This window comes from Pseudaquabacterium terrae, assembly GCF_013266755.1.
In the GTDB taxonomy this organism is placed as follows: Bacteria; Pseudomonadota; Gammaproteobacteria; order Burkholderiales; family Burkholderiaceae_C; genus Pseudaquabacterium; species Pseudaquabacterium terrae.
Genome location: NZ_JABRWJ010000002.1, coordinates 508,570 through 529,299, shown reverse-complemented (window position 1 = coordinate 529,299; position 20,730 = coordinate 508,570). Strand labels below are relative to the sequence as shown.

The window sequence follows — 20,730 nt, the reverse complement described above, 5'->3', positions numbered from 1 at the left end:
CCGCGCATGATGAACCCTGGGCCATTGACCCAACTGGGGCGCTACCAGCTGAAGAACGTGCTCGGACGCGGCGCGATGGGCATGGTCTATGAGGCGCTCGACCCGCGGCTCGAACGCCGCGTCGCGATCAAGACGATCCTGAAGAGCCACCTGCTCGACGACGCCGTCGCCGAGGACTACTCGCGCCGCTTCGTGCGCGAGGCGCAGGCCGCAGCACGGCTGAACCATCCGCACATCGTCACCGTGTTCGATTTCGGCGAAGAAGACGAGATCGCCTACATCGTGATGGAGTTCATCGAGGGCGGCGAGCTGACGCAGATGTTCGACGCGCAGCATCCGTTCACGCTGCACGAGGCGGTGCGCATCCTGTGCGAGCTGCTCGACGCGCTGGCCTACGCGCACGAACGCGGCATCGTGCACCGCGACGTCAAGCCGGCCAACGTGATGATCGACCGCGCCGGCCACGTCAAGCTGACCGACTTCGGCGTCGCGCGGCTGGCCGAGACCAACGCCGACCGCACGCTGCCCGGCACGATGGTCGGCACGCCGAGCTACATGTCGCCGGAGCAGATCCAGGGGCAGGCGGTCGGCTCGCGCACCGACCTCTTCGCCGTCGGCGTCATCCTGTACCAGTTCCTGACGCAGCAACGGCCCTTCGCCGGCGGCGGGCAATGGGTGGTGCAGCGCAAGATCCTGCACGAGGACCCTGCGCCGCCGTCGCAGCTCGAACCGTCGGTGCCGAAGCTCTTCGACACGATCGCCTTGCGCGCGCTGGCGAAGGATCCGGATCATCGTTATCAGAACGCGCGCGCCTTTGCCGATGAGCTGCAGCTGGCGCTGTCGACCTTGCCGCCGGTGGTGCGGCCGCGCAACATGCCGGATCCGGACGTGACGGTGTTCGTCAAGAGCGGCACGGCGACCGGCGGCGGACGCAGTACCGCCACCGCGCCGATGTCCCTGACGAAGCCCGCGCCCGCGCCGACGCCGCCGTCGAAGCCGACCGCGACGCCACCATCGTCAATGGCGACCGGCTCGACCGTGCCCGCGGCGGCAACCGCGCCGAGCACGATTCGCCGGCCGCAACCGCAACCACCACCGCCCCCCCTGGCGCCGGGCTCGACGATGCCCGCGAGCGCGGCGGCCGGGCCGCCACCACTCGGCGCGACACCGCTGGATTGGGCGCGGGCGCCCGCTGCCACGTGGCTGCCGCCACGGCCCGCCACCACCGCGCGCACCGCGACCCCGCCGGTCGCAGCGCCCGCCCCGGCGGTGCGCCGCGATCCGGTCGCCGACTCGCCCTATGCGCGGCGCCGCCCGAGCTGGCGCTGGCTCGCTGGCCTGGCAGCCGTGGCCGGCCTGCCGCTGACCCTGCTGCTGTGGCGACCCGCACCAGCGCCAGCACCAGCAGTGGAGCCCCGGGTTATACCGACGAAACCGACGGTCACGCCGCCGAAAGTGGTGATCGAACCGCCGGCCGTCACCCGCCCTGCGCCGGGTCCGGTGAGCGACATGACCAGCGGCGCCCCGCCGCCGGCCAGCACCGTGAATCCGCCCGCGGCGCCGCCGAAGGCGCCGAGCGCCCCGGCACCATCCCCAGCTTCGCGGACGACAGGCCCCGCCAACCCCGACCCCGGGAGTACAGTCAAGCCCGATCGCCGACCGGCGGTCGGCGCACCAGCTGCGCAGCAGCGCCCCCCGAATGCGCGCTGCGCCGAACTGCTGGAGCGGCTGCAACTCGGTGAGGCGCTGTCGCCGGAGCTTCTCGAGATCTTTCAAAAGGAGTGCAAGCGATGACCCGTGCCTGTCGAGCTGCCGCATCCCTCCGCCCCACGCTGGGTGGCCTGCTGGTCCTGCTGATGGCCGCCTGCGCCGCGCCGCCGCCGCCGTCGCCCTCGCCGTCCGAAGCACCGGCCGCGAGCAGGGCGTCGCCGGCCCCAGCGGGCGAAGCGCCGACCCCCGCGCCGGCCCCGACGCCAGCCCCGGCGCCGGCGCCCGCCCCCCCGCCGGCCGCCCCGCCCCCCGTGATGCCGTTCGACGACGCTGTGCTGAGCGCGGCGAACAACCTGCTCGGCAAGGCGCAGCTGCCGCCGGCCGATGCCGGTGGCGCGAAGTTCCGGCTGGTGATCGATCCGCTGATCGACGGCGTGACCGGCCAGCAATCGAAAGCGACGCAGGCGATGGGCGCGCGCATCGTCGCGCTGATCCGCGAACGCTATCCGCAGTACGAGGTGCAGCCCTTCAGCAGCGCCAACGTGCAGAAGTCACCGCTGGTGCTGGTCGGCACCTTCACCGGCGTCAACAAGGACCGCAAGACCGAGGGCCAGCGCGAGGCCTACCGGATCTGCCTCGCGCTGGCCGACCTGAAAACCGGCAAGCTCGTCAGCAAGGGGCTGGCGTTCGCGAAGCCCGACGGCGTCGACCCGACCCCGCTGCCACACTTCCGCGACACGCCGGTGTGGACCGAAGACGGCGCCACGACCGGCTACATCCGCACCTGCCAGGGCACGCGGGCCGGTGATCCGATCCACCCGCTGTACCTCGATCGCATCGTCGCCGCGTCGATCATCAGCGAGGCCATCGACGCCTACGGCGCCGGCAAATACCGCGATGCGCTGAACCTGTACGAAACCGCGCTGCGGGTTCCCGAAGGCCGCCAGGCGCGTGTCTACAGCGGCCTGTACCTGACGAACTGGCGCCTGGGCCGCAAGCAAGAGGCGATCAAGTCCTTCGGCCACCTCGTCGAACAAGGCCTCGACACCAAGCGCCTGGGCGTCAAGTTCGTCTTCCGGCCCGGTGCGGCGATCCTGTCGGCCGAGACCGGCCCGGCGGCGACGCCGTACAAGCTGTGGCTGTTCGAGCTGTCGTCACAGGCGACCAAGCGCCAGAGCTGCATGGAGGTGATCGGCCACTCGAGCCCGACGGGCCCGGAGCCGATCAACGAGCGCCTGTCGCAGCTGCGCGCCGAATACGTGCGCGGGCAGCTCGAGCAGACCTCGCCCGCGCTGCAGAAACGGCTGATCGCCAACGGCGTGGGCTCGCGCGAGACGATGGTGGGCAACGGGCGCGACGACGCCAGCGACGCGCTCGACCGGCGCGTCGAGTTCAAGATCATCGGCTGTTGAACAGAAGCATCGGCCCGCTGCGGACACACCTGCAACTGTCGTGTCCAATCGTCAAATCATCAGCACAATCAACTACTTGCCGACACAGTCCGTGAGCGACCTCACGGACTCGGTTAAACTTGTTTGAATGGCCTGGACACTAGAAAAACGGCGGGGAGCCGCGCGCATTAGCCAAGACGCCGAGCGACGTGCATCCGTCGCAGAACTCCTTTCCCCCTGGGAGGAATTTCGGCGTGTCATTCCGCTGGTGTCGTTGAAGTCCTTGTTGCACCGCCCGCACCCCTCGGTACCGAAGGTCGCGGTGCTGCTGTGCACCATGCAGGCGCAGCACTTCCTCGCCGAGCAGCTCAACTCGATCGCCACCCAGAGCCACCCCGCGTGGGCGATCTGGGCATCGGACGACGGCTCGGACGACTACACCCACGCCATCCTCGAGTACTACCAGTCACACTGGGGCGACGACCGCATCTCGATCCACGCCGGCCCGGCCGAAGGCTCGACGGCCAATTTCCTGTCGCTGACCTGCCGCGCCGACATCGAAGCCGACTACTTCGCCTACGCCGACCAGGACGACATCTGGGAGGCCGACAAGCTCGAACGCGCAGTGGCCTGGCTGGAGACGATTCCTGCCGACGTGCCGGCGCTGTACGGGTCGCGCACGCTGCTGGTCGATGCGCGCAATCAGCACATCGGCTACTCGCCGCTGTTCGAGCGTCCCCCCAGCTTCCGCAACGCGCTGGTGCAAAGCATCGCCGGCGGCAACACGATGGTGTTCAACCGTGCTGCGCGCGAACTGCTGCGTGCTGCCGGGGACACCGTCGAGGCGGTGACGCACGACTGGTGGGCCTACATGCTGGTCAGCAGCTGCGGCGGCAAGGTGCACTACGACGTGTACCCGACGGTGCGCTACCGCCAGCACAGCGCCAACCAGTTCGGCTCCAACATCAATCCGCGGGCCCAGATCAAGCGCGCACGGCTGCTGCTGCAGGGGCGCTTCCGCGGCTGGGTCGACGCCAACCTGTCGGCGCTGGAGCGGGTGCGCCACCTGATGACACCCGAAAGCCAGCGCGTGCTCGACGAATTCATGCGCGCGCGCAAGCGCTGGGTCGGCGCGCGCCTGGTCGGTCTGCGCCGCTCGGGCATCCACCGGCAGACCACGCTCGGCAACCTCGGCATCACGCTGGCCGCGCTGATCAACCGGCTCTAGCCCCCCGACTGTCCAGACGCCCGACATGGCGCTGCCGGCCGCGCAGGACGCGGTTTCCCGCTTGGCGCCGCGCGCCGCAGCCCGTGGTGTTCGACCGATGAATCCGGTGGCCGAAGCAACGGCTGCGATCCTCGTCGTCTATCACGCGGCATCCGACCCCGAGCCGGTGATCGCCCAGCTGGCCGCATCGCTCGGCAGCGTGGTCGTCGTCGACAACACCGCGACCGGTCATCCGCGGCTCGAAGCCGCAACGCTGCCCGCCGGCGTGCGGGTGCTGCACAACGCCAATGCCGGCGCACTGGCCGGCGCCTACAACCGCGCGCTCGAACACCTGCTCGGCCGCCCGCCGGGGCTGCAACAGGTGGTGCTGGTCGACGAGGACTCGGACGCGACGGTGCTGCAGGCGCTGCTCGCCGACGCCAAGGTGCAAGCGCTGCTCGCCGATCCGCACACCGCCGCCGTCGCCCCCGCCTATTGCGACCGCGCCACCGGCTTGCGCGGCAAACACATCCAGCTCGGCCGCTGGCGGCTGCGCTACCTGCCGCGCCGATTCGACGGCCTGCAGCCGGTGGCCTTCGTCATCAACTCGATGTCGGTCTGGCGCCTCGCTGCGCTGCAGGCGATCGGCCCCTTCGACGAAGGCCTGCGCGTCGACCATGTCGACACCGACTACTGCCTGCGCGCGCGCCGCGCCGGCCTGCAGGTCTGGCTGCACGGCAGCCACGAGTTTCGCCACGCGATCGGCGAACGGCGGCGCTACCGGCTGTTCGGCCGCGAGCTGCAGGCCGGCGGCCACGCGCCGCAGCGGCGTTATCTCATCGGCCGCAACACGGCCTGGCTCGGCCGCCGCTACCTGTGGCGCGAACCGGCATTCGCCTTCCTGTGCCTGACCCGTCTGGCGTACGAGGCGGTCGGCATCGTGATGGCGGAGCCGCAGCGCGTGGCCAAGCTGGGCGCGTTGTTGCGCGGCATGCTGGTCGGATTGCTGTCGAGGCGCCTCGGGTGAGCCCCGCCCGGCCGCCTCGGGCCACGAAGGGGCCCCTTCGGGTCCCATGGGCTCGGCTCCCGCTTGGCGGGACGGCGCGCAGCGCCAAGGGTGCACTCATGTACTCGGCGCTGGCCGTGCTGTGCGCCTGGGCCGTCTTCCTGCCGATCGGCGTCAAGTACCTCGCCTTCCTCGGCTGCGGTGCGGCGGCCCTGCGCGTGCTGATCCGCGAACGGCGCCTCGGTGAGCTGCTGCGCGATGCCGGGTTCCGCGCGGCGGCGCTGTTCTGGGGCCTGACCGCCCTGTCGCTGCTGTGGTCCCCCGCCCACTGGCGCGACAGCCTGCCGCAGCTGTGGCTCTACGGCCTGCTGCTGCTGGTACCGCCGATCGCCCTGGCGTGCCCTGCAGCGCTGGCGCGACGCGTGCTCGTCCAGTTCGGCATCGCGGCCGCGCTGCTCGGCGTCGCCGTGGGGTTGGCGCGGGCGGGCGCGCTGCCCGATGGCCTGCTGCACCGGACCATCGTCGAGCCCGAAGGCAACCAGCGCATCATCAATTCGCTGATGCTGGCGCTCGGCGCATCGATCTGCCTGCTGCAGGCGATGACGCCGCAGCGCGCGCATTGGCAGCGCGCCGCGTGGTTCGGCGCTGCCGCGCTGGCGCTGCTCGGCCTGGCGTTGCAGGACCGGCGCACCGGCATGGTCGCGCTGCCGGTGCTGCTGGCGGCGCTCGGACTCGCGCGCCAGCGCGGCTGGTGGCGGCGGCTGGCGGCGGTCGCCGTCGTCGCCGGACTGTCGCTGGCGGCCTGGCAGTTCTCGCCGGCCGTGCGCGGCCGCATCGACGAAGGCTTGAACGAGATGCGGCAGTACCAGTCGAGCGACACCGCGGCGACGAGCTGGGGCATGCGCTTGCGGCTGGCCGAACACTCGCTGGACATGGTGCGCGAGAAGCCGCTGTTCGGCCACGGCGTCGGCAGCTGGCTCGACCAGTGGCGCGCGCGCGTGCAGCCGGGGCTGCTGATCTCGGTGCACCTGACACCGCACAACGAGTACCTGCTGGTTGCATCGCAGCTGGGGCTGGCGGGCATCGCCGCGCTGCTGTGGCTGCTGATCGGCAACGCCGTGCGCGCCTGGCGCGCCGGACCGCACGGCCTGGCTGCGCTGCTCGCGTGGATCGCGATCACCTGGAGCGCACTGTTCAACGTCGTGCTGCGGGACGCGAAGTTCGCGCTGCCGCTGCTGCTGATCGCCGGGATGGCGGGGGCGGTGGCTCGCCCCAACGTTCTCGCCCGGCAGAAGCCCCTGTAGTCACGAACAAGGTCTGGCCCATTCGGCCCGCAGCGCGGGAATACAAGCCCCCGATTCAGCTGCCGCTGAGATATAGCCGCCGCATCTCCTCCTTCGCCTTGGAGAGATTGCAATCGTCAGAAAGACCGTGTTTGACTTTGTGCTGCCTGCCGCGACGCCGCCCAGCGGCCGCTCGAGGATATTCCACTTTGTCGTCGCCGACCCATACTTGCCGGAATCGCCGTTCGGGAAACTGCACAGACCAAACCCGTTGTTGCTTGCCCTCGATACCCACCAAGCGCATACGCGCCATCCGCGGTCGCAAAGATCACCCCGCCCGCCGGAATACCCTGTTCTTCGATGCATCCTCCCGCCGGGACTTGCGATGTACGTTCTACCAGGCTGTCAGTCGCTGCATTGTATGTATAGAACCGATTGAACTCGGAGTTGAGGTACGCCGTCACAATCTCCACATCGCAGCAGGCCAAGCGCGCGGCTCGCGGATTCCGCACGGCGGCCAACTTCATTGCCATCGCGTACCTTCGGTTGAGCAAGCTCACACACCTTCCGAAGTCGCCATTCACTCGAGCTGTGCCGCGTACTTCAGGCGCTTGAACTCGCCGAAGTGCATCCCGGGGCTTCCACACGAAACGACGAAGAGCCGGTACACTCGTATGTGAACCTCTGCCGCAACTGATGCGAGCAATGGTTCTGAGAACCACGGTTTGTTTGTATATTTCTATTTCTATATTCAGGGGAATCTTGTGAAAAAACTGCTTTTGGCTGTCGCCGCTTTGACTCCATTGTTCGCTCACGCTGCCGTGGGGGACCAGGTGATCGCAAACTCATCCAATACTGTCTCTGTCCAGACATGGGCGACGCATGCCGGCGCGGTAGTTGGACTGTTCTTTAAGGATGCTCAGGGCAACGTATTCAACTTCGTCAACAACAGTGACCACGGCAGAGACATCCAAATGGCTGTGACTCTTGATGGTTACTGCGAAGCGCTCAACCCGACGGAAGCTGGAAGAGCCAACGACGGATCCAGTCCGTCCACCACCTCAGCCATCGGGAGCATGAGCCTGCTGGCGCCCAACAAGCTGTACTCATCCGTACACCCAGCTTATTGGCTGAGTCCTGGGCAGGCTGTTGGGACGCAGTCGCCCGGTTGTACGCCCGCGCCCGGCGGAATTGCGGTTAATTCGACCGCCGTTTCGTCGGATGTGATGTACAAGGTAATCACGGTGGGCATCGGTGCAAACGACCTCCAGAAGGTCGTCATGTATCAGTCGTCGCTCACATCGGCAAATGCTAGAACGATGGCCACTTGGCAGGTTCCGGCGCTCTATCTCATTCCTGAGTTCACGCATTTCGAGAAGTACACGGGAACATCGTGGACGGACATGGCTCAGGGGGCGGCGGATCCCACGACCTCGTATGCAACCGAGTTTGTCGCCAACACCATCATGGTTTCGAACGCCGCCGGTACGCGCGCAGTTGGCGTCTGGTCGCCAGGGTCGTCGATGGTGGGGGCGCGTTACCTGTCCGGCATCACTTCAGATCCGACCACTACGATCACTGCCAACAAGTTCCTTGGTCCGTTTGCCGCAGGACAAACGTTGAATGCTGTGTCGTACTTCGTTGTGGGTACGCGCGCTGAAGTACAGAGGATCATGACTCAAAGCGTGATCGGACAACTGTACTAAACAACGCTCGGCTTGCCCCATCTCGCTGCCATGCGCTCGTTTTGAGCGGGCAGTCGGCGGGACACGGCCGGCTGGGCCGCGCAGGTGCCGCGACGCTGGCTCGGTGCCGGCGGGTGATCGAGCCGGCCATTGGTTAGGGATTGAACATCCCAACCCTTTCCGGCGCCGCACTGGTTACCCCCAGCGGCGCGGCGTAACCGGCGCTGGCGGGGAGGTCTTCGATCAGCGGCTTGCGCAGCCGGATCGGCGCGGCGCCGCTGGCCGACCTCGCGCGGTTGTGCTGTATACGCTTGCAGATGAGAGCGCACCCATTTCGAAGCGTTGCACGGACGGCGCAGGCTGCGGCAGCTACCCGACGAGGCAGACACGTCTGGTTGTCGACGATCCGCCGTCCTGAGCACCGACTTACGGTCGCTCGTTCGCAAGCGTCTTGACGGCCCACTCCCTCAAAGCTCCCCGCATCTGGACCGGCATTCCTTCGGGAAACAAGCCGCGGGGGTACGTTGGACCCGTCACGCTCTGAACCTTCTTCGCAACGATGCGCAGCGACTGACCGTTCATGCCCTTGTCGCGCGAATGGGCGTCGAGGAATGCCATGAGTTCCGGCGGTCTTGGTATGGGGACGTAGTCAACCGTGTCGACTGCCTCGACCGAAAAGCCGTGTGCCACCAAAATGTCTCGGCACTCATTTGCAGTCCACAAATGAGGATGACCCGACTCAATAGCAGCATAGAACTGCGATCGAGCGTTGGGATTAACCTGATTGACGAAATTGATCAGGCTGTCATATCCACACGCGTTCGGCGTCGTGAGGAAGAGTGTCCCGCCCATCGCCAGTGCAGCATTGATCTGATAGATTGTCCAGGCTGGATCCCTAAACAGGTGCTCCAATACTTCGGTGAAGATCACGTCCGTAAACGAACCCGCTTCGAACGGAAGTTGCTCGCCCTCTATGTCAACACGCGTAATCGGATACTTCGAGTAGGGGATGTCTATTGACACCGTTTCGACCGCTGCATGGGTGTGGGTCGTGCGAAGATAGTGGCTTATGAATGGCTTATCTGAACCAAGTTCTAGGATTCGCGCACCGTAGGAGCGGTTCAAGAGCTCTAGATATCTGCTCTTGTGGTACAGCGCATCGTTTACAAAGATGTCCCGAACTTCGTCCGGCAGGTACGCGTAGAAAGTCCGCGCCGACTCCTCGTAATTGTCGGAGGTGAGTGACGCGTCAGATGTGCTGCTCGGCGAATTCTTGGCAACTTCTGCCGGCTCGCTGCTCATGAAGTTAAAGATTCGACGAACAAGATCGACCATGACAGCCGCCTCATAGTAGTAGCGGGGGGCATAGGTTACCATGGTAAGCGGCCGCCCGTTGCGCCGCCCGCGCGTTCCATGAATCGACTGACAAGCATCGGCCCTGAATGAGTCGAGCTTGTTCCTATGCGGCGATGTGCGGCCTCCCTTGGTGGAGTCTCGGCTTGCATGCAAGCCTAACCGATCCGAAACCAAGGAAGTTGTTTCGATGCCTCAGATCAGTATGTCGAGGGCACCCACGCGCAGCCGTCGACATTTGTGCGCAGCGCGTAGCCAGGTTGCAACGAGCCAGCGGTGCCGGATCGCACAACATAGTAGTTCGCGGCCGGCCACGGAGGCGGGTTGCCCGGGGCATTTGCATCAGGCCCTTGACAGTGAGGCCGAATGCTTACCCAGTCCGGATTGATCCAGCGTTGCATGACGAGGTTGTTGTCAAGTAACGTTGCCGGCGTCATTCCTGCAACCAGCAACCCGAAACCGTAGTTGCCCGATCCGCTGTTGTTCGTCGCGGACATTCCGGAAACTGTGTCGCAGTCTGGATTATTTTGCGCTGGGTTGCACCAAGCCCGGCTGCCCAATCCTATGGCAACGTTGAGATGTTGGTTCGATGCCGTCTCGATCAAGTTGTAGCGGAACGCCGAGTTGAGGAAAGACACAGCCCTGGTGCGAGCAAGCGCAGCTGCGGCAACGAATCCACTCACGCCGGATCGTCCACTCAGCGCAATCCAATTGCTCTCGATCGTGGTGCTCGTCCCACCGTAGAAGCTGATTGATCCGTCGGTGATGTCGCGGAACTGATTTCCCGCAACATAGGCGTTTCCGCAATAGAGATTCAGACCATCCGACCATTGGCCGATAGACGACCCGTTGAACGAGAGGGTCTGATGGTAACCGGCGGGACCGAAGTAGGAATTTGTGATGCGAAGGCCAGAGCAGTTTGCGTCGGAAGCAGCATCGACCAGCGCGCCGCCGATGCCGTTACGGATCGTCACCCGATCGAGCAGCGAGTTGACACCACCAATCGCCAGCGTTGCACGGTGATGGTCCGGCGTTGCCCCGCTATCTGTCTTGTGACTTGCGATCGTGACCGATGTGCGACCCCCGTCAATAACGATATTCCGAAGCTCTACCCCGCTCATTCCGTACCCGGAGAGGAAGGATTGGCCTACCGGAAATGGAAAGCCAGTCGAAATGGCTTGGGCGGAAGTATAGGCAAGAACAATCTTCGCTTTTTGGTTGTCGTCACTCGGGCGTCCGAGTGTCTCCATTTTGAGATTGTTCTTGAGTAGGATAGAGGCATCTGCCGTGAAGACCGCTCCTTGGCAGAGATATAGCACACCGGTAGCGCCATTGATGGCCGCCTGCAACTGCGCACCGGTTGAACTGGCATTGCCGAAGCAGGTTTGTCCCATCGCTCCTGCCGAGGCAGTCAGCACTGTAGCGGCAAGCAATGTGTGGTGTAACCGCATGTCGTCAGCTGGTTTCCGGCCAACATTGGCCTTTGCGGATCGTATGTCGAAGAGGCATGTGGCCGATCACTTTGGAGGGGAGGAGTGGGCCGCCTTGTGTTGCTGATCGTACTATGGCGTTACAAAACCTAGTGCTAGCCTTCAGGGGCTCAGGTGCGCAACGAAGACTGCGCACTGAAGGCCGCAAACGACATCAATTGGCGACTCCGTGCGACTCGAGCAAACCTTTCGCACCCACAGATTCGTCGCCAAGCACAACACGCAGAGCGGTAGCGGCGAAGACGCCTGGTGCGCAATCGACATCGATCGCTTTCAGCAGATAGTCACGTGCCGCCCGCCATTGCGCCTCATCGTCATGCAGCGCTATGCAGGCGGACGCGAACGGTCCAGGCGCATCGCGTGCCGGCACTTCCCAAGCCTGCCATCCCAGTTGGTCGGCGATCAGCGGAGTAACCACCATCGGCAGACCGCGTGCTGCCGCCTCGTGAGCCTTGTGCGGGATGCCAGCGGCGAAACGTGTCGGCACGACGAAGACGCGCGCTCGTTCAAAGTAGGATGTCAGATCATCCACTCTGCCGTGCACCTCAATGGAGGGCGCAGCCAGCGCACGCACGCTCTCCGAGTCGCAAGGGCCGACGATATCGAGTCGAGCTTCGCCGCCGAGGGACTCGACGATGGTCGGCCAGCATTCGCGCACGAACCACAGCACGCTATCGGTGTTGGGCGAGTCGTCGGGCCCGAGCGCGCCGACGAAGAGGAACCCGCGGCGCGCGCTGAATTCAGCGGCAGTTGGTGCCGATGTGATCGCGTGTCCGAGCACGTCCACCGCGGCGAACCCGGCGTCGCGAAAGTGACGCGCTTCCGCTTCAGATACGGTAACGATGCCGTCAGCGCCGCGCGCCAGCTCCACCTCTGCCTCGACCAATCTGCGTTGCGCACCGGCACTGGGAGCGTTGCCGAAGACTCCCGCCTTCGCGATATCCCGCAACGAGAACAGCGCCTCGGCGTCATAGAGCAAGCGGCAGTTGGCAAACCACGCCGGATTGCGCTCGCGAATCGCCCGGACAACCTCCATGTTGTGCGGCCGGCTGATCACGATCGTGTCGTAGAAGCCGACGCGCTGCTCGAGGAAGGTGGCAATGCCCGCCAGGCCGAGGCCGAGCATCACCTCACAGCGCTCGGGCAGCGCGCGGTAGACGTCGGCCCAGTCCTCGTGCGGAAACTGCAGCGGATAGTGGGTCACGAAACTGCCGCCAGCGGCGACCGCAGCGACCAGGCTCGCCGCGCGCGGATAGCCTTGGCCCAGCCATGGCAGCGGCACGCGGTCGTCGATGAAGAGCACGCGCTGGACGCCTTCGGGCAGGCGCTCGCGCGCCCGCAGCAAGCGCTCGAGCGACGGCGGCTGCTGGTGTGCCAGAAAAGCCGCATGCTTGGCCACGAAGCGTTCGCGGTTGCGGGTCTGCAGGGCCAACGCCCGGCCGCTGCCCACGTCGCTGGCGAACTCGAAATGCTTGACACGCACTCGCGGGTCACAGACGACGCGGTGGCCGGCTTCCCACAGCCGAGCGCAGAGATCACTCTCTTCGTAGTAGGCCGGTGCATAGCGATCGTCGAATCCGCCAAGCGCGTCGAACAGCGCCCGGCGCAGCATCAGGAAGGCGCCGGAGCAGTAGTCGACGTCGCGAAGGTAACGGTACGGCCCTGCGTCCGGCGACTCGCCGCGGCCATAGCCGAGGCAGCTGCCGTCGCGCCAGACGATGCTGCCGGCTTCCTGCAAGCGCCCGTCCCACAGCAGGATCGGGCCGCCGAGCGCGCCTATGTCGGGATGGGCATCGAGTCGCGCGCAAGCGTTGGCCAGCGTGTCGTCGAAAACGACGGCGTCGTTGTTCAACAGCAGCAGGTATTCGCCGCGTGCCTGCGACGCGGCCAGATTGACCGCGCGCAGAAAGCCGAGGTTGTCGGCCTGGCGCAGGATCGTCGCGCCATCGATGCGATCGAGCAGCTGCGGCACGCGATCGCTCGACGCGTTGTCGACGATCAGCAGCTCGAAGTCCGGCGCGCGCAATGCCGCCAGCGCCTGCAGGCACTCGAGGCTCAGGCCAGCCTGGTTGTAGAGCACGACCAGCACCGACACCTTCGGCGAGCACGGTGCGGTCACTCCCCTCATCCCATCGACGCACCCGAAGCTCAGCCGTTCGCCGCGCGCCAGGAACGTGGTCAACCGTTCCTCGGCTTCCGCGCGAACAGCTTCCTTGTCGAATGTTTGCGCGGCGGCAGGCGCGGCCATCGTCGCCGGGGGTGCCGCGAGCCAACGCAGCAGTGGCGCACCGACACGGCTGGCCGCGAGCTGAACCTTGATACGCTGTCGTGTAGACGGCGCCACAGGGATTGCACGCGCAACGCGGCGCAATCCGTGAACGGCCGCTTGCTGCAGGCTGGCCGAAGACAGACCGCCGCGCAGCGTTCGCAGCGGGCCGGTCACGCGCCACGACAGCGAGCCGGTGACCTGGCGATAACCCCGCTCCAGCTCGGCGTAAGCCTTCGCGCTCGCCGCCAGCTGCTCACTCAGCGCCTGCACCTGGCCGCGCAAGCCGGCCTGTGCCGCCTGTTGCTCGGCCATCTCGCGCGCCGCCGCCGCACTGCGTTCGGCAAGCTCATGCGCCAGGGCTGCTTGGCCAGACGCCAGGCCGTCGAGGCGCTGCTGCAGGCCGATCGCATCGGCACGCGACTGGGCCAACGCGGCCTGCGCTTCGGCGAGGGTCGTTTGCGCCGTCGCGGTCGCCAAACGCAGCTGCTGCGCGGCGCTGCGCGCATGCTCCGCATGCGCCGCCAGCCGTTCCAGCGCCGCCGCATCCAGCTGCGGCAGCCACTTGCGATAGAAGGCGAGGCGCCAGGTGCGCGCGAGCTCGACGTCCTGCTCGGCGCTGAGCCCCGAGTCACCGACCAGCCGATAGCTCGCCGACACGCCCGGCACGTGCAGGAAGCGCTCGCTGCAGGCCAGCTGCTGCCAGAAATCCCAGTCTTCGTAGACCTTGAGCTGTTCGTCGAAGCGCCGTGTCGGCGAGACGAGCGCGCGCGCGAACATCACCGCGTGGATCGGCAGGTAGTTGGCGCACCACAGCCGCATCGCATCGAAGGGCTCGTCGAGCACCGCGGTGCACTGGCCGCCGGCATCGACGAGCCGCACGCCGGCATAGGCCACCGTGCATCGCGGTGCAGCGGCGAGCGCTGCGCGCAAACGCGCGATGTGAGCGGCCTCCAGCCGGTCGTCGTCGTCGAGGAACAGCAGCCAGTCGCCGGCCGCATGGTCGAGCGCGACATTCGCCGCCGCGGCCCGATCGAGCGGCTGGCCGGTGCCGACCTGGCGCAGCGGAAAGCGCCCGCAGCGCTCGCCGAGCTTTCGATGGTCCGGGCCACAGGCCTCGACCACCAGCACCTCGATGTTGGGATAGGTCTGCAGCGCGATCGAGTCGAGCGCCTCGGCCAGGCTCGGCCGGTCCATGCTGCGGACCAGCACGCTGACCAGCGGCTGATCGCGCCGGCCGTCGACCGCCTCGCCCTGCACCGCGTGCCGTGCGTGCTCGGTTGCGAACAGCGACCAGTGCTCGTCGGCCAGCGCCGCGGCGTCGAGCAGCTCGAAAGCTTCGGCCGCCTCGGTCACCGGCACGCTCGCGCGGCCGCGGAAGCGGTTCAGCGCCAGCGCGGTCGGGCCGTCGGCGCGGGTCGCCGCCTGCTGCTGCTTCCACGCCAGTTGCGCGGTGATGTCGAGCACGCAGGTCGGCCGCCCCGGCGTGCCGATCTCGTACAGCGCCAGACGCGCGCCGCCGGCGCGCCGCAGCGCCTCGACCGCGGCCATGCCCAGGGCGCGCCGGTCGGGGTCCGATTCCAGCGGTGACGGCGCGAGCACCAGCTGCGCCGCGGCGTCGACCAGCGCTTCTCGCAGCCGCTCGACCAGCGTTTCGCCGTAGGCCAGCGGCGCAACGCCATCGAAGGCCAGCGTGTCCACCGTGGCGCCGGCGTCGGTCAGCCGCTGCAGCAGCGCCCCAGCGCCGAGCACGGCGTCGCCCACGTGCGTGGCCAGCGCCAGCACCCGCCGCGCGTCCAGCGGTGGGGAAGTCAAGGCAGTCATCAGCGCCCGCCCGGCCGCCCGAAGGGCGCTGAGCGCCCCTTGGGGGCTGCGAACGGAGTGAGCTGGGGGGCAGTCATGGCGTCGGATTGTCCACGGCATCGAAGCGGCGACGCAGCTCGCGCTGCATCGCGAGCAGCACGCCCTCGAGGCCGCCGGCGAGGTCCGCTGCATCCACGAAACACAGCGCCTCGGCCTGGCGCACGGCGGCGCCGAGTGTGTAGGCGCGGTAGTGGTTCAGCGCGGCGATCTGCGAGGCGTAGTCCTGTACGGCGAGCTGCGACTCGAAGCAGCGCATCGCGCGCAGCTTCAGCGGCATCACCGGCGTGATGTCGACCAGGGCATTCGGCAGCAGCGGCTGGCCGACCTCGTAGAAGCCGAGCTGCGAGCCTGCCACGCCACGGCAGGCCTCCACCGCCGCGCGGCACACCGCGCGGTGATCGGGATGCACCTCGAACGGCGACGGCGCCAGCACCCACTCGGCGGCCGATTCGGCCTGCGCCTGCCGCAGGCGTTCGACCAATGCCGCATCGGGCCGCACGGCGCGATCGGGCAGCTGCCAGAACTGCAGCGCGGCGTGATGGCCGAGGATGCGGGCGGCGGCGCGGCATTCGTTCTCGCGCACGGCGCGATCACCCCCGGCGGCGCCGTCCGAAATCACCACCACCCGCGCCTGCACGCCTTGTGCAGCGGCGAGCGCCAGCAGGCCGCCGCAGCCGAACACCTCGTCGTCGGGATGCGGCGCGAGCACGAGCAGCGACTGCACCGGCAGCCGGCGCAGCGGCTGGTAGGGCACCAGCGCGGGCTCGGCATGCGGCCGCCAGTCCGGACTCAAGGCGTCGTTCATCGCGCGCGCATCAGGTGAAGTCGGCGTCGCCGGCGAGCAGGAACCAGCGGTTGCGCAGCTCGTCGACCGGCCCGGGCGTGCGCACGTTGGCCGGCACGGTGATGCCCATCGGCTGCTCAGTCTGCGCCGCGGGATCGATGGCCCGCAGCACCGACGCCTGCGACGCCGTGATCCAGCACTCGACGCGCTCGAGCCCCCATTCGGCGGCACGCTGCCGCGCCAGCGCGATCAGCGGCTCGAACGCCTGCGGCGGGCCGATCAGGTCCAGCACGTCGACGTGCCCTTCATGGCGCCGCAGCACGACGATGCCGAGCGGGCGCCGGGTCCAGCGGCTGCGCAGCAGCGAGACGTGGTAGCGCACGCCCGGCCGCTCGAAATAGCGGTGCAGCAGCCAGGAGGCATCGCGCACGCAGAGCACGGCATGCCGCCACGCGGCGGCCATCTGCTGCCACAGCCGCTGTGCCCGCTCGCGATAGCGCCCGCCGGGCTGCAAGTCGGCCGCCGCGAGCTCGATCACCGAACGGCTGGGCTCGCCGCGGCGCGCCGGCCACTGCAGCCGCACGATGCTGTCGACGCCGGCATACAGGCCGCTGCGCTCGGCGACGCGGAAGGCGCGCTCGTTCGGGAATCCGAAGCCCACCCGATGCGGCCGGCCCCAGCCGAGCTGGCTGTCGAGGAAGCTCTCGGCCACCTGCACCATCGGCCCGTGACGCAGCAGCCCTTCGGTGGCCTGCGGGTCGACCATCACGTCGCCGATCTGGCAGGCCAGCGCCGGTTCGCCGAACCAGGCGATGGGCCGACTCATGCCGCCGTAGTGCGCGATCATCGCGCCGTCGCGCATCAGGCCGATGGCGCGGCCGCGGCCGTCGCCGTACTTCCAGTGCCAGTGCTCGGCACTCATGTCGTTGCCGAAGACGCCGCGGAACAGCGCCCTCATCGCACCGCTGTCTTCGCTGCCGACCCACTGCAGCCGGCAGCCTGGCCGGCGTTCGCGTTCGAACTTCAGCAGCGCATAGCCGTAGACGCCGGCGTCGTACAGGCGCCGGTAGCGGCGGTTGGAGGCGTTCAGTGCGTCGAGCTCGGCCGCGCCGAGCGCGAGCTCGCCGCGCAGGCGCGACTCGTTCGTGCACACGCCATCCAGCAGGTAGTCCAGCGTCGGCGCCGCGCGTTGCGACAGGTCCATCCGCTGCACCACTCGCCAGCCCCGGCGAGCAGCGAGCGCGATGAAGGCGTCCAGGTCGTGCAGCCCGGTGTCGTCGGCGCAGCGGCGCCGCAGCGCGAACTCGTCCATCACCAGCAGCGTCGCCGGGCCGTCCACCAGCAGCCGGTCCGCGGCATCGAACAGCGCCACCGGATCGATGTACTGCGCGCTTTCCTGGAACAGCAGCGTTTGCCAGGTGCCCGCAGCGCGGTTGAAGTCCTCCAGGCGCGCCACCTCGGCATCGATGCCACCGTGTCGCGTGCGGGCCGCTGCCACCTGGCTTGCGTCCGGCGTGATGCCGCAGGCCTCGTAGCCCGCGGCCCGCAAGCGGGCGAGCGTCGTGCCGAGGCCGATGCCCACTTCCAGCAGCCGGCACGGCGGCGGCAGCGCCTGCCACAACAGATCGCTGGCGCGTTGCTGGGCGGCGGCGACGGGCTCATCGGGGCGGTCGAAGATGCCGTAGTGCAGGTAGTCCGCCTGTCCCTCGCGCAGCTCGAGCACGCGGGCGTAGACGTTCAGCGGAAAGCTGAAACCGCTGATCTCGCTCATGTGGCGATCCGAAGCGCTCATGGCTGCGCGTGGCACCAGCGGTGCGGCAGGTCCACGATGCCCTGGCGCAGGTCCTGCTGGACCACCTCGAACGACGCGACGTGCTCGGCCGCCGCATACGGGTTGATCGCCCGATCGCACAGGATGAAGACCGAGACGGTGTAGCGCCCCTTGAGCAGCGGCAGCGCGGGAAAGCGCAGCTGGGTGCGTGCGCTGCCGTCGGCATGGCGCTGCAGCGGCTGGCCGTCGAGCCAGTTGCCGGCGCTGGAGACCGCACGGCCGTCGCTGCCGAGCAGCGTGACGCCGAGCGTGGGATTGGGAAGCGTCGGGTCGGTGCGCATCTCGATGTCGATCACCAGGTCGTCGAGCCCGGAGCGCCACGTTTCGCCCACCGGGGGCGGGTGCAGACGCACCGCGCCGATCGAGGCCGCCGCGGACTCGAACCGGTGCGCGACCGGACCGTCCGACGCCATCGACGCACCGTGGCGCGCCTGCCAGGCCTCGTACTCCACCACCGCCTGGCTGGCCAGCCCGTCGAACATCACGCGACCGTCGTGCACCCACAGTGCGCGGCTGCAGAAGGACTCGATCTGGAACATCGAATGCGTGCAGAACAGCACCGTCGCGCCACGCTCCTTCAGCGACATGATGCGCTCGAAGGACTTGCGCGCGAACTCACCGTCGCCGACCGACAGCGCCTCGTCGATGACCAGGATGTCGGGCTCCACCGACGTTGCCATCGCAAACGCCAGGCGCACGAACATGCCGCTCGAATAGCTGCGCACCGGCTGGTCGACGTACTCGCCGATGCCGGCGAACTCGATGATCTCGTCCAGCCGGCGTTCGACCTGCGCCGCGCTCAGGCCCAGCAGCGGGCCGTTGAGGCGCACGTTCTCGCGCCCGGTGAGCTCCGGATTGAAGCCGGCGCCCAGCTCCAGCAGCGCTGCGATGCGGCCGTTGGTCTTGCGCGTGCCCGCGCTCGGCTGCAGCACGCCGCAGATCACCTGCAGCAGCGTCGACTTGCCCGCGCCGTTGCGGCCGATGATGCCCACCGCCTCGCCGCGGCGCACCACCAGGTCGACGTCGTGCAGCGCGTGATGCACCTGTCCGGCCGGCAGGTGGCCGCGCAGCTGTTGCCACAGGCGGTGCAGCGGCCGGTGTTCGAGCGAGTAGCTCTTGCTCACGCGGGCCAGTTCGATCACCGGGTTGTCGTTCATGTCCGTCACACGAGATCGGCAAAGCCCGGCCGCAGCCGCTGGAACAGCGCGTGCGCCAACGGCAGCGCGATCAGCAGGCCGAGCAGTGACAGCAGCATCGGCGACCAGGCGATCGGATCGCCGAACCACGCGGCCCGCGACAGCTCGATCGGCGCCGTCAGCGGATTGAACTGCAGCAGCGACTGCAGCGCCTGCGGCGCCGCCGCGCCGGGATAGAACACGGGCGACAGGAACAGCAGCCCCGACATCACCAGCGGCACGGCCTGCTGCAGGTCGCGCAGGTAGCAGCCGAGTGCCGCCAGGCCGAGGGCCAGCGCCAGTTGCAGCGCCACCGACCAGGCCCAGGCCGCCGGCAGCCACAGCCACGACCACTGCGGGCCGACGCCGATGGCGATCAGCAGCGCGGCCAGCACCAGCATCTGCAGCGCCGTGTGGACCGCCACCTGCATCACCAGCGCGACGCTCAGCAGCTCGAGCGGAAACACCACCCGCTTGACCAGGTTGGCGTTGTCCTGCATCAGCCGCGTCGCGCGGGTGGCCACCTCGGCCACCGCGGAGAAGACGATCAGGCCGGCGAAGAGCCGCGCCGCGAAGTCGACCCCGCCGGCCGCCTCGCTGCTGCCGGCCCAGCGCGCCTTGAAGACCCCCTGGAAGACGAGCGCGTAGACGGCCACCATCGCCAGTGGCGCGAGCAGCGCCCAGCCGACGCCGACCAGGCTGCCGCGATAGCGCGCGGCAATGTCGCGCCGGGCCAGCGGCCAGGCGAGCGGCAGGTGTTCGATGCGCCAGCGCATCGGCTCAGCACCGCTGGCGTGCAGGGGGGATCGGTCGCCGCGGCATCACTTCGTCTGGCCGCAGCCCGTGATGGTGATCTCGGTGACCGGCGCGTTGGGGAACAGGCCCTTGGACGTCGTCGGCGCGTTCGCGATGCGATCGATGTCCTCCAGGCCGCTGACCACCTTGCCGAAGACGGCATAGCCGGGCTTGGCTGCGCTGGCGTAGTCGAGCTCGGGGTTGTCCTTGACGTTGACGTAGAACTCCGAGGTCGCCGAGTTCGGATCATCCGTGCGCGCCATGGCGATGGTGCCGCGCAGGTTCGACAGCCCGCGGTTCGTCTCGAGCGCGACCGGCGGCCCCTTGCCTTCGTTCTTGGTGGTCAGGTTCGCGGTGTACCCGCCCGCTTGCACGACGAAGTTCGGAATAACGCGATGGAAGAGCGTGTTGCGGTAGAAGCAGGTCGACTGGTTGACGTAGCCCAGGAAGTTGTCGACGGTCCCCGGCACCTTCTCCGGATCGAGCTCGACGACGAAGCGGCCGGTCGCTGATCCGCTGGCCACGTTGAAGGCCACTTGCGGCAGGGGAATGTCCAGGCGCAGCGATGCCAGCTCGGCGCCGCCTTCCTTGCGTATGCGAACGCGCAGGTCGCCCAGCCACGAGATCCTGCAGCTGAAGCTCTGGCTGTTCGCGTTGCCGCCGGCAAGACGCGTCATCTGGGTACAGCCGGGCTCGATCGACGCGGTGACGCTGCTGTCGAGGTTGCTGCCTTGCACCGTCACCGTCGTCGTGCGGCCGAACATCGCCGGCGAGGCCTGCAGGGTGGCGACGGCCGGGCCCTCGGAGCTGCCGCCGCCACAGGCGGACAGGCCGACGAGGGCCGCGAGCGCGGCGGGGCGGGCGAAGAGCGAAAGGTTCATGGCAAGCGGA

At 67.8% G+C, this 20,730-nt stretch carries 14 protein-coding genes and 1 pseudogene; 7 read left to right on the top strand and 8 right to left on the bottom strand.

Annotated features, from left to right (window positions below; all coding sequences use genetic code 11):
* The first annotated feature begins 24 nt into the window (after positions 1-24).
* The 7 genes and pseudogenes from HLB44_RS07500 to HLB44_RS07470 all read left to right on the top strand — a co-directional run bounded on the left by HLB44_RS07500 (position 25) and on the right by HLB44_RS07470 (position 8,303).
* Complete coding sequence (locus HLB44_RS07500) at positions 25-1,794, top strand: serine/threonine-protein kinase (RefSeq protein ID WP_173121925.1); 1,770 nt, start codon at positions 25-27, stop codon at positions 1,792-1,794.
* A 230-nt stretch (positions 1,795-2,024) separates the two neighbouring features.
* Positions 2,025-3,122 carry an OmpA family protein gene (locus tag HLB44_RS07495; RefSeq protein WP_217283560.1) on the top strand — a complete coding sequence of 366 codons (1,098 nt, stop codon included), beginning with the start codon at positions 2,025-2,027 and terminating at the stop codon, positions 3,120-3,122.
* Positions 3,123-3,387: 265 nt separating this feature from the next.
* A complete protein-coding gene (locus HLB44_RS07490; RefSeq protein WP_246312114.1) occupies positions 3,388-4,329 on the top strand; it encodes a glycosyltransferase family 2 protein in 942 nt (313 codons plus the stop codon).
* A gap of 97 nt (positions 4,330-4,426) precedes the next feature.
* On the top strand, positions 4,427-5,335 hold the full coding sequence (locus HLB44_RS07485) for a glycosyltransferase family protein (protein WP_173121923.1): 909 nt from the start codon (positions 4,427-4,429) through the stop codon (positions 5,333-5,335).
* 98 nt (positions 5,336-5,433) lie between these two features.
* The gene (locus HLB44_RS07480; protein WP_173121922.1) at positions 5,434-6,618 is read left to right on the top strand and encodes an O-antigen ligase family protein; all 1,185 of its coding nucleotides are present in this window, start codon (positions 5,434-5,436) and stop codon (positions 6,616-6,618) included.
* 456 nt (positions 6,619-7,074) lie between these two features.
* A pseudogene (locus HLB44_RS07475) lies at positions 7,075-7,212 on the top strand (ISL3 family transposase); the annotation flags it as partial.
* A gap of 149 nt (positions 7,213-7,361) precedes the next feature.
* Complete coding sequence (locus HLB44_RS07470; RefSeq protein WP_173121921.1) at positions 7,362-8,303, top strand: hypothetical protein; 942 nt, start codon at positions 7,362-7,364, stop codon at positions 8,301-8,303.
* Between the two features lie 405 nt (positions 8,304-8,708).
* On the opposite strand, the gene HLB44_RS07465 is transcribed toward HLB44_RS07470, so the two are convergent.
* From HLB44_RS07465 to HLB44_RS07430, 8 genes are all read right to left on the bottom strand, one after another.
* Positions 8,709-9,659, bottom strand: coding sequence for a class I SAM-dependent methyltransferase (locus tag HLB44_RS07465; protein WP_173121920.1), 951 nt, complete (start codon positions 9,657-9,659; stop codon positions 8,709-8,711).
* A 176-nt stretch (positions 9,660-9,835) separates the two neighbouring features.
* Complete coding sequence (locus tag HLB44_RS07460) at positions 9,836-11,086, bottom strand: hypothetical protein (protein ID WP_173121919.1); 1,251 nt, start codon at positions 11,084-11,086, stop codon at positions 9,836-9,838.
* Positions 11,087-11,279: 193 nt separating this feature from the next.
* Positions 11,280-15,215 carry a glycosyltransferase gene (locus HLB44_RS07455; protein ID WP_173121918.1) on the bottom strand — a complete coding sequence of 1,312 codons (3,936 nt, stop codon included), beginning with the start codon at positions 15,213-15,215 and terminating at the stop codon, positions 11,280-11,282.
* A 73-nt stretch (positions 15,216-15,288) separates the two neighbouring features.
* A complete protein-coding gene (locus HLB44_RS07450) occupies positions 15,289-16,059 on the bottom strand; it encodes a PIG-L deacetylase family protein (protein ID WP_173121917.1) in 771 nt (256 codons plus the stop codon).
* Between the two features lie 10 nt (positions 16,060-16,069).
* On the bottom strand, positions 16,070-17,809 hold the full coding sequence (locus HLB44_RS07445) for a GNAT family N-acetyltransferase (RefSeq protein WP_173121916.1): 1,740 nt from the start codon (positions 17,807-17,809) through the stop codon (positions 16,070-16,072).
* 17 nt (positions 17,810-17,826) lie between these two features.
* A complete protein-coding gene (locus HLB44_RS07440; RefSeq protein ID WP_173121915.1) occupies positions 17,827-19,026 on the bottom strand; it encodes an ABC transporter ATP-binding protein in 1,200 nt (399 codons plus the stop codon).
* Positions 19,027-19,031: 5 nt separating this feature from the next.
* Positions 19,032-19,820 carry an ABC transporter permease gene (locus tag HLB44_RS07435; protein ID WP_173121914.1) on the bottom strand — a complete coding sequence of 263 codons (789 nt, stop codon included), beginning with the start codon at positions 19,818-19,820 and terminating at the stop codon, positions 19,032-19,034.
* A 45-nt stretch (positions 19,821-19,865) separates the two neighbouring features.
* Positions 19,866-20,720: a peptidylprolyl isomerase gene (locus HLB44_RS07430; protein WP_173121913.1), complete on the bottom strand. Its 855-nt coding sequence runs from the start codon at positions 20,718-20,720 to the stop codon at positions 19,866-19,868.
* Positions 20,721-20,730: the final 10 nt, after the last annotated feature.